Source organism: Mesorhizobium sp. M2A.F.Ca.ET.039.01.1.1, assembly GCF_003998035.1.
Taxonomy (GTDB): domain Bacteria; phylum Pseudomonadota; class Alphaproteobacteria; order Rhizobiales; family Rhizobiaceae; genus Mesorhizobium.
This window is the reverse complement of record NZ_RZRY01000193.1, coordinates 1-9,608: the sequence shown is the minus strand read 5'-3', so window position 1 is coordinate 9,608 and position 9,608 is coordinate 1. Positions and strand designations below refer to the sequence as shown.

At 65.6% G+C, this 9,608-nt stretch carries 10 protein-coding genes and 2 pseudogenes; 7 read left to right on the top strand and 5 right to left on the bottom strand.

Annotated elements, in window-relative coordinates; genetic code table 11:
* Positions 1-383 (bottom strand): annotated as a pseudogene (locus EOA24_RS16495) (hybrid sensor histidine kinase/response regulator); the annotation flags it as partial.
* 187 nt (positions 384-570) lie between these two features.
* Positions 571-1,143, bottom strand: coding sequence for an HXXEE domain-containing protein (locus tag EOA24_RS16490; protein ID WP_127257878.1), 573 nt, complete (start codon positions 1,141-1,143; stop codon positions 571-573).
* A 233-nt stretch (positions 1,144-1,376) separates the two neighbouring features.
* Here EOA24_RS16490 and EOA24_RS16485 point away from each other — a divergent pair, with 233 nt between their 5' ends.
* Positions 1,377-2,351, top strand: coding sequence for an alpha/beta hydrolase (locus EOA24_RS16485; protein ID WP_126064058.1), 975 nt, complete (start codon positions 1,377-1,379; stop codon positions 2,349-2,351).
* Positions 2,352-2,426: 75 nt separating this feature from the next.
* Here the strand turns inward: EOA24_RS16485 and EOA24_RS16480 are convergent, their stop codons facing one another.
* Genes EOA24_RS16480 through EOA24_RS16470 form a run of 3 tightly spaced genes read right to left on the bottom strand, consistent with a single transcriptional unit; the run spans position 2,427 to position 4,313 of the window.
* Entirely contained in the window at positions 2,427-2,645 is a 219-nt protein-coding gene (locus EOA24_RS16480; protein WP_126080807.1) for a 4-oxalocrotonate tautomerase family protein, read from the bottom strand.
* 24 nt (positions 2,646-2,669) lie between these two features.
* Positions 2,670-3,563 carry an SDR family oxidoreductase gene (locus tag EOA24_RS16475; RefSeq protein WP_126080806.1) on the bottom strand — a complete coding sequence of 298 codons (894 nt, stop codon included), beginning with the start codon at positions 3,561-3,563 and terminating at the stop codon, positions 2,670-2,672.
* Between the two features lie 15 nt (positions 3,564-3,578).
* Positions 3,579-4,313 carry an SDR family oxidoreductase gene (locus EOA24_RS16470; protein ID WP_189342631.1) on the bottom strand — a complete coding sequence of 245 codons (735 nt, stop codon included), beginning with the start codon at positions 4,311-4,313 and terminating at the stop codon, positions 3,579-3,581.
* Positions 4,314-4,422: 109 nt separating this feature from the next.
* Between EOA24_RS16470 and EOA24_RS16465 the strand changes: the two genes are divergently transcribed.
* From EOA24_RS16465 to EOA24_RS16440, 6 genes and pseudogenes are all read left to right on the top strand, one after another.
* Complete coding sequence (locus EOA24_RS16465) at positions 4,423-5,316, top strand: LysR family transcriptional regulator (protein WP_126080805.1); 894 nt, start codon at positions 4,423-4,425, stop codon at positions 5,314-5,316.
* Positions 5,317-5,572: 256 nt separating this feature from the next.
* Entirely contained in the window at positions 5,573-6,712 is a 1,140-nt protein-coding gene (locus EOA24_RS16460; RefSeq protein WP_245466906.1) for a transporter substrate-binding domain-containing protein, read from the top strand.
* On the top strand, positions 6,709-7,293 hold the full coding sequence (locus EOA24_RS16455; protein WP_126080803.1) for an ANTAR domain-containing protein: 585 nt from the start codon (positions 6,709-6,711) through the stop codon (positions 7,291-7,293). The genes EOA24_RS16460 and EOA24_RS16455 overlap by 4 nt, the downstream gene beginning before the upstream one ends.
* A 9-nt stretch (positions 7,294-7,302) precedes the next feature.
* Positions 7,303-8,150 (top strand): annotated as a pseudogene (locus EOA24_RS16450) (ABC transporter permease).
* A gap of 2 nt (positions 8,151-8,152) precedes the next feature.
* The gene (locus tag EOA24_RS16445; RefSeq protein ID WP_126080802.1) at positions 8,153-9,073 is read left to right on the top strand and encodes an ABC transporter permease; all 921 of its coding nucleotides are present in this window, start codon (positions 8,153-8,155) and stop codon (positions 9,071-9,073) included.
* Between the two features lie 50 nt (positions 9,074-9,123).
* Positions 9,124-9,608 (top strand): ABC transporter substrate-binding protein (locus EOA24_RS16440; protein ID WP_245501804.1); only part of this gene is annotated, 485 nt, incomplete at its 3' end.

Sequence of the window (9,608 nt, the reverse complement as noted above, 5' to 3'; positions counted from 1 at the left end):
GACCAGAACAGGTCGTCGTTGACCGAAGCGGTGTCCAACGCGTTGATGGTGTTCCTGGACAGGCGCGGCCTGATCGCGGCCAACTGCGCGTTGAGTATCCCGATCTCGCTGGTCAGCCGCTCGGAGTGGCCGCGCGCGGCAGCGGCCAGCGCATCGCGCGTCTCGCTGCGCCAGGCGGTGCCGGTCGTCTCGGCGAAATTGGTGGCGTTGCGCAGGTCGCGAGCAAAGATGACGAAATTGCCGCTGAGGGCATCGACTTCGTGGCGGTACGAATTCACACGGTTGAGCGCGAACATCACGGCGGCCGAGGCCAGCGCGAAGACAAGCAGCCCCGAAATGTAGCGGATCCGGATCGACCGGAGGAAGGAAGAATATTCCGGCATGCGCCACCCCAACACATACGCATAATTTTAATGGCCGGGATTACGCTTGATTTACATTAAGATTTCGTTGGTGGCGGGGGCGGTCCGATACCAGCAGCAGCCTTGCGCGGTGTCCCGTTCCGGGCTGCAACGACCGGGCTTCGGCCCGAGCGACGTCTTCTCGCCGCCGCAACCGTGCCGAAGAGGGCTACGAGCTGGCGACGAGAGTGCGGTACCGCGCGGTCACCAACGCAATGATTGCCAGGTGAAGCAGGACCGCGAGAGCTGCGCCGATCAAGTGCGGGAGAAGACCTGCTGTCCGGCCGATCGTCCAGATCGTAACGACGCTCAGCGGCAAAAACAAAAGGGCGCTGGTGACGAGGCCGGGATTGTATTTGCGCAATCGCGCCGACGTGACGAGATGCGCGAGCGCATTGACAATCATGACATAGGGAGCAACCAGGCCCCAAGCCGGTCCCCACAGCAAGGCCGCGTAAAGGGCCAGCAGGTTGATGCCCCAGACAAACGGGAGGTTGATGACGAGAACCGAGGCGACGGTAAGGGCGTCGCGGCCGCCGAAGACATGCTCGTTGGCGAATTTGCGGAACCGGTCGCCAGTGTGCTCCTCGACCTGATGGACCATGTAGACCGGGCTGTGCAGGAAGATCAGGAACACCGGCAGCGGAAGCGGGACCACCGGCGCAACCGCAACAAGCGATGCTGCCATGAACCCTGCGCCGACGACCCAATAGTCCGCTAGCCAGCGTTGCAGTTTAAGCATTGATTCCCGCCCTCCTCGGTCAGTGATCCTGACGCACATCGCCAGAGCTATTCAAGTGCGTGGACGCCTTGGCGCTCCGTGACCATGTCGGACATTGACTGCCGCGAGTGCCCCTGAGACAGTCAATGGAAGATGCGCGTCTCCGAAATTTGGGACTCCGTCGGCTCGGACACCCGTTGCGCCGTTGGGCCTTCCCTTCATCAGAGGTGGAAACGCGCGCGCGAGAGGCGGCCGTGAGCGAACCTACACAGCGAATAGTTGCGACCAACGGCATCCGCCTTAACATCGCGGAGCACGGAGACGGGCCCCCGGTGCTGTTGTGCCACGGCTTTCCCGAATCCTGGTATTCCTGGCGCCATCAGTTGAGCGCGCTTGCGGCGGCGGGCTTTCACGCCGTCGCCCCCGACATGCGGGGCTATGGCAAGAGCGATCGGCCGGAGGCGATCGACCAATACACGCTCTTTCATCTGGTCGGCGACATGGTGGGCCTTCTCGACGCCCTTGAAGCTCCCAGCTCCGTCATCGTCGGCCACGACTGGGGCGCGGTCGTCGCCTGGCATGCGGCGCTGCTGCGACCGGACCGCTTCCATGCCGTCATCGGCCTCAGTGTGCCGTTCCGGCCGCGCGCCAACGCGCGCCCGACCAGCCTCATGCCGCGAACGGCGGAGTCCCAGTTCTACCAGCTCTATTTCCAGCAACCCGGCATTGCCGAGGCGGAGCTGGAACGAGACCCGCGGGCCACGGTGCGCGCCATGCTTTACGCGGTGTCGGGAGACGCTTCGGACGGCGGCGCCGGAATCGCCATGGTCCCGCGCGGCGGAAGCCTCCTGCAAGCAGCCGAGGTTCCTGCAAGCCTGCCGCACTGGCTCAGCGAAAGCGACATCGATTTCTACGCCGGCGAGTTCCAGCGCGCCGGCTTCGCCGGAGGTCTCAACTGGTACCGCAACATCGACCGGAACTGGGAACTGATGGCGCCCTTTGCGGGCGCGCGGATCAAGGTTCCCGCGCTCTACATGGCAGGCAATCGCGACCTGGTGGTCGCCTTCCCCGGCATGGATCAACTGTTGGCCAATCTCAGGAACTTCATCCCGCAAATCCGCGATACGCTGATGCTGCCCGGCTGCGGGCATTGGACCCAGCAGGAGCGCCCGGACGAGGTCAACGCCGCGATGATCGAATTCCTGCGGAGCTTGCCGAACCGGGGCTGATCCAAGCGAAGCGAGTATCGGCTCCGACACGGAAGGTCGGGCGTGCCGCTCGGCAAGCGACTCGCCCGGTTCAAGTCAGGCACTATCCTTAGCCCGGTAGGCGTCGGGAATGACGAAGACCTCGTCGGCGCGGCCATAGCCCCCATCGGGAACCTCCTCGATCAGCACCATGGTGTGGGGACGCACACCTTCGCCGAAATAGTCGACGAACATCTGCGTGGTCTTGTGGATCAGGTCCTCCTTCTGCGCCTTCGTGAGGGCCGCCTCGGGCATCTTGAAGTTGGCAAAGGGCATTTCCAGGTTCCTTTCGGGTTGGGTTCAGGGCTTTGGATGAAGGAGGTCAGCAAGGCCGATGCGCTCCAGAAGCTGGGCGCGGACGCGGTCGGCGACACCGTTGACGATGGCCGCGCCGTCGTCGGACGGATCGATATGGACGCGGAACGGCCGGCGGCCATGCGGCATCGCCACGAGATCGACGATGGCCTCTGCGACCTTCGAGGGATCGGCGTCGGCAGGCTCCAGGCCGGCAAGACCCTTCAACGCCTGGTCGTCGACGCCGGCGTAAGGTCCCGACCAATAGGCGGCGGCGCGTTCGGTATCGGCGGGCTTGCCGGAATGGGCGAAATGCTCCGTGCCCTTGGTGAAGGCGCCCGGCACCACGATGCTCGTCTCGATGCCGAAACGGGCAAGCTCCAGCGCGTAGCTCTGCGCCAGCGCATCCATGCCCGCCTTGGCGGCGAAATACGGCGCGAGGAATGGCGGCGTGCCGCCGCGCGTGCTGCTCGATCCGACCCATATCATCAAGGCCCGGCCAAGCGAGCGCATGGCGGGAAGGACTGCCCGGTTGACGCGCTGGGTCCCCAGCACATTGACGTCATAGAGCTGCGCCAGTTGCTCCGGTGTGAAGGCCTCGGTCGGTCCGAACACCATATGGCCGGCATTGTGGATGACGACATCGATCCTGCCGGCTTCCGCGAGGATGGTTTCCACGGCCGCTTCGATCGACGGTTCCGACAACACGTCGAGCGCGATGGCGCGGATCGCCAGGTTCTCCTCGCGGGCCAGTCTTTCGACCTCGGCCGCCGGGGCGCCGCCCCGCCCCTGCGGATCGCGCATCGAGGCATAGACCCGGTGGCCGGCCCTGGCGAGAGCCTTCGCGGTCATGGCGCCGAAGCCGCTCGATGCGCCGGTGATGAGAATTGTCTGCTGCATGGTAGCCTCTATCCTTCAGATCGCGCCGCCATTGGCGCGGATGATCTGGCCATTGACCCACTGGCTGTCCGGGCCGGCAAGGAAGGCGACGAGCCCGGCGATGTCGTCGGGCTGGCCGAGGCGGCCGAGCGGGATGAGCCTGGTGATTGCCTCGATCTGCGCGGCGCTCTTGCCGTCGGTGAAGAGTTCGGTGTCGACCGGGCCGGGCGCGACGGCGTTGACCGTGATGCCGCGCGGGCCGAGCTCCTTGGCAAGGATATGCGTCATCGCTTCGACGCCGGCCTTGGTCGCGGCATAGACGCCGTAGGCCGGCTGGTAGAAGCCCACGACACTTGAAGAAAAGTTGATGATACGGCCACCATCGTTCAAGCGCGTTGCAGCTTCGCGCATGCCGCGGAACGTGCCGCCGAGATTGATGGCGAGCTGCCGTTCGAATGCAGCGTCGTCGGTGTCGGCGATGGGCGACAGCCGCATCATACCGGCATTGTTGACGAGGATGTCGGCCTTGCCAAAGGCCTTTTCAGCCGCGTCGAACAAGGCGGCCATGCCGGTCGGTTCGCCGATGTCGGCCTGGACCGCGAGAGCGGTGCCGCCGGCAGCCTCGATGGCCGAGACGACCTCGCCGGCCGCGTCCTTGCCGCGCGTATAATTGACGATAACGGCGATGTCGTCCTGGGCGAGCCGCTTGGCGATCGCGGCGCCGATGCCTCTCGATGCGCCTGTCACGATCGCGGTTCTTGTCTTTTGCATGATCGGTCTCCGTTCGTTTGTTTGGTGTGGAGCCCATATAGATCGCCCTGTCTTCCGGATAATCGGCCGGCTATTGACAGCAGTATTCGAATAGAGCGAACAATTGGCCATGGATCGATTGGACAGGATGCGGCTGTTCGTGCGCGTGGTGGAGCGGCACAATTTCACCGCGGCCGCAGCCGATCTCGGCCTGCCACGCTCGACCGCGACCGAAGCGATCCAGCAACTGGAGGAGCATCTGGGGGCAAGGCTGCTGGACCGCACCACGCGCCATGTCGCCACGACGCTCGACGGGCAGGCCTATTACGAACGCTGCCTGTCGATCCTTGGCGAGGTGGAGGATGCCGAGGCCGGGTTCCGCAGCGCCGAGCCGCGCGGCCTGTTGCGCATCGATGCGCATCCGCTGCTCACGCAGCGCTTCCTGCTGCCGCAACTGCCGGCCTTCCTCGAACGCCATCCCGGCATCGATCTGCATATCGGCCAGGGCGACCGGCTGGTCGACCTGGTGCGCGAAGGCGTCGACTGTGTCATTCGCGCCGGTGAACCGCAGGACAGCGGCATGATCATGCGGCGGCTGGCGATGGTCGCCGAGATCACCTGCGCCAGCCCAGCCTATTTGAAACGCCACGGAACGCCGGCATCGCCCGAGGCGCTGGAGGGCCACCAGGCCGTCGGCTTCGTTTCTTCCCGGACCGGCGATGTCCTGCCGCTGGAGTTCACGATGGGCGCCGGCCTGCGCCAGGTAACGTTGCCGGGCCGGGTCCGTGTCAACAATTCCGACACCGCAGCCGAGCTGGCGCGCCTGGGCTTCGGGCTTCTGCAGGCGCCGCGCTACCGGCTGGAAAAAGACTTGGCTGACGGGACGCTGGTCGAGGTTCTCAAGGATTTCCCGCCAACGCCGACGCCGTTGTTCGCGCTCTATCCGCAGAACCGCCAGCTCGCGCCGCGGCTGCGCGTCTTCCTGGAATGGGCGTCCCGCATCTTTGCCGAGGCAAGAGTGTAAACATCGGCGGCGTCACCGCTGAAAACCGTGGCGGCTTTGAGCGAGCCGGTCGCTTGATGGGCAAACCACCAAGCCATTGTACCCATTCGCGCGCAGGACCGTTGACAAGCCTGCGTCCACTCGTGTTCTATTTCGCAAGCGCACAATTTCCCGCGTAACACATCGCGTCCGGCATTGCCGGGCAAGGGCAGCATGGCCTCGCCGCGTCTCGTGAAAGCATGGGATGCGTGTGGGGCCTTTATTTTTTGAGGTCCGGGTGAAGACGTTCAGGGTCGGCATCCTCTATTCGACCACCGGTCCCTACGGGGCGATCGGCCGCGACTGCCGCGCCGGCGCCGAATTTGCCATCGAGGAGCTGGAGAAGGCCGGCAGCGCCGTGCGCATCGAGCCGGTCTTCGGCGATCCGGGCGGCCAGCCGGAGCGTTACCTCGATCTGATCCGCGCCATGCTGCGCGACGACCAATGCCGCAATGTGATCGGCACCATCACCTCCCTGTCGCGCAAGGACGTCATCCCGCTGGTGGAGAAATATGACGGGCTGCTCTGGTACATCTGCCCCTACGAAGGCTTCGAGGCCAACGAGAACGTCATCTACACCGGCGCCTGCCCCAACCAGCATCTGATACCGCTGTTCGACCACATGCTGCCCCGCTACGGCAAGCGCGTCTATCTCGCCGGCGCCAATTATGTCTGGGGCTGGGAGATGAACCGGCTGGCGCGCGAGCTTCTTACACGCGCCGGCGGCGAGGTGCTCGGCGAGCGCTATTTGCCGATCGAGGAGACCGATGTCGGCCTGCTGATCGCCGATCTGGAGCGCCACCGGCCCGACTTCATCTTGAACAACATGATCGGCCCGTCAAGCTACGCCTTCCTGGCGGCTGTGCGCCGGTTGGCGGATCGTGATCCTGCCTTCGCGCCGGAACGCTGCCCGGTGCTGAGCTGCGACCTGACGGAATGCGAGCTCGGCGAGATCGAGCCGGGCACAGCCGTCGGCCAGCTCTCGACAGCCTCTTACTTCGAAAGCCTGGCGTCGCTAGAAAACCGGATTTTCAAGCAGCGCGTCGCCGCCCGTTTCGGCGCCGGACGCCGCGTCTCCAGCTTCTTCGCCGGCGCGTATGCGGCGGTGAAGCTCTGCGCCGAGGCAGTCACCGAGGCCAATCGCGACGACCCCGCCAGCGTGCGCGGCTTCCTGCACGCCAACCCGAGGCAAACCGTGCTCGGACCTCTCGCCATCGACCCGCGCACCAATCATGCGGCCCTGCCTTTCCATCTCGGCCGCATCAACGAGCAGTCCGGCTTCGACGTCATTGCCTCGCATGGCGCGATCGTCGCCGATCCCTATCTTGTCGGCACGCTGGCCAGCCAGCCCGTCCCGCATCTGAGGGTCGTGCAATGACGCGGACGCCGAATTTCGTTTCCTGGCGCGCCGCGATCCTGCATCGCGCCGACGACAACATCGAGCGCCTGAAGCGTCAGCTCGAACGTCTCGGCGTGACCGTTCTCGTGCAGTGGAAACCGCTCGATCTCGCCGAAACGCCAGCTGACATCGTCCTGGTCGACGCCGACCAGGGGTGGAATGATCTCTTGCCATGGGACGGGGACGAGGCGCCCGTTCCGGTGGTCGCGCTGCTCGGTTCCGAAGCGCCCGGCCGCATCGCCTGGGCGCTGGGCAAGGGCGCCGGCGCGCTCATCGCCAAGCCGGTCACCGCCTCCTCGGTTTATCCGGCGCTGGTGCTTGCCACGCACGCCCACCATGAGCGAACCGCCGTCAAGGCGCGCATCGCCGGCCTGGAGGAGCGTCTGCGGCTGAGACCGATTGTCTACGACGCGATGCGCTCGATCATGGCCGCGCAAGGCGGCGATGAGGCCAGCGCCTATCGCACGCTCTGCCGCCTCGCCATGCAGCGCCGGCTCACCGTCGAGCACGTCGCCGCCTCCATAGTTGCCGGGCATGAGCCCGTGCCGCGCGCGATGTAGGCCGCTGGCATGCGGGTTCTGCACGAACTGACAAGACGGCCTTCCGCCCTTTTCGGGCTGATCGTGGTCGTGCTCGTCCTGCTGGCGGCAATCTTCGCGCCATGGATCGCGCATTTCTCGCCGGACGACCAGCTTGCCGACGGCCTGTCGCTCGAAGGCGCGCCGCTGCCGCCTGGCGGGGACCATCTGTTCGGCACCGACACGCTCGGCCGCGACCTCTTCGCCCGCGTGCTGTTCGGCGCCCGCACGTCGCTGATCATCGGTTTCGTCGCCAACGGCGTCGCCGTCGCGATCGGATTGCTTGTCGGGCTGCTCGCCGGCTATCTGCGCGGCGCCGCCGGCAACCTGCTGATGCGCTTCACCGACCTGATGATGGCCTTTCCGGCGCTGCTGCTCGCCATCGCGCTCGCGGCGCTGCTGAGACCCAGCCTGTGGATCGTCGCCATGGTGATCGCCCTGGTGAACTGGGTGCAGGTCGCCCGCATCGTCTACACCGAAACGCGCGGCCTGGTGGAACGCGACTTCATCGTCGCCGAGCGTTCGCTGGGCGCCGGCAATGGCCGCATCATCCTTCTGCACATCCTTCCCCACCTGATGCCGACCGCGATCGTCTGGGGCACGCTCGGCATCGCCACCACGGTGCTGCTCGAGGCGACGCTGTCCTTCCTCGGCATTGGCGTGCAGCCGCCGCAGCCTTCCTGGGGCAACATCATCTTCGAGAGCCAGAGCTATTTCAGGATGCGCCCTGGCTGGTGTTCATCCCCGGCGCGATCATCCTCGCCACGGCGCTGTCCTTCAATCTGATCGGCGACGCCCTGCGCGACATCCTCGACCCGACCCAGCGCGGGAGGCTGTGACGATGGCCTCCTTCCTTGCCCGCCGTCTCGTCCAGGCCGTGCTGATCCTGCTCGGCGTCGCCGCCATCACCTTCCTTCTGCTCTATTTCCTGCCGGCGGACCCCGCCGTGCTGATCGCCGGGCGCTCCGCGACGCCGCAGATGGTGGCCGCCATCCGGCATGAGCTTGGCCTCGACCAGCCTCTGGTCATGCAGTTCCTGCATTATGTCGGCAACCTGCTGCATGGCGATCTCGGCCGCTCCTATACGCAGAAGACCGAGGTGCTGCCGCTGATCCTGGCGCGGCTGCCGGCGACGCTCATCCTCATGGCCGCCGGCATCGTCGTCGAGGTCGCGCTCGGCCTGACCTTCGGCATCATCGCGGCGGTCCGGCGCGGCGGCTTCGTCGACCGCTCGGTGATGATGCTGTCCTTCGTCGGCGTCTCGTCGCCGCAATTCGTCGTGGCGCTGCTGCTTCTCTATGTCTTTGCCGCCACGCTCGGCTGGTTCCCGATGTCCGGCTTCGGCACGGCGCGGCATGTCGTGCTGCCGGCGCTCACGCTCGGCGTGCTCGGCGCCGGCTGGTATGCGCGCATGGTGCGTTCCGCCATGATCGAGGTGCTGCGCCAGGATTATGTGCGCACCGCGCATGCCAAGGGGCTCAGCGGCCGTCGCGTCGTGCTCGGCCACGCGCTGCCCAACGCGCTGTTGCCGATCATCGCCATGGTCGGCATCGACATCGGCCAGTTCATGAGCGGCGTGGTCGTGGTCGAGGCCGTCTACGGCTGGCCCGGCATCGGCCAACTCGCCTGGCAGGCCATCCAGCAGGTCGACGTGCCGATCATCATGGGCGTCACGCTGGTCTCGGCCCTGGCCATCGTGCTCGGCAATTTGCTCGCCGACTTCGTCGCCCCATTCGTCGATCCCCGCATCCGCAGCCAATAACCAACAAGACCAACAGAGGAGTGAACTCAATGAACAAATTCGTCAGAAAGATGGGCCTGGCGGCCTTGCTCGCCACCTCGGCCCTGGTGCCCGTCGCCTTCGCCGACACGCCGACCAATGGCGGCGACATCATCGTCACCTACAAGGACGACATCGCCACGCTCGACCCGGCCATCGGCTATGACTGGCAGAACTGGTCGATGATCAACGCTCTGTTCTCGCGCCTGGTCGACTACAAGCCGGGCACGACGGAACTGGGGCCGTCGCTCGCCGACAGCTACGACGTCTCCGACGACGGCAAGGTCTATACGTTCAAGCTGCATCCCGGCGTCAAGTTCACCAACGGCCGCGCGGTGACGGCGGCGGACGTCAAATGGTCGATCGAGCGCGCCGTCAACCCGAAGACGCAAGGCCCGGGCGCCGGCTTCTTCCACTCGATCGTCGGCGCCGACAAGATGACCGCCGGCACCGCCGAGACGATGGAGGGCATCACGGCGATAGACGATCATACGGTGAAGTTCACGCTGTCGCAGCC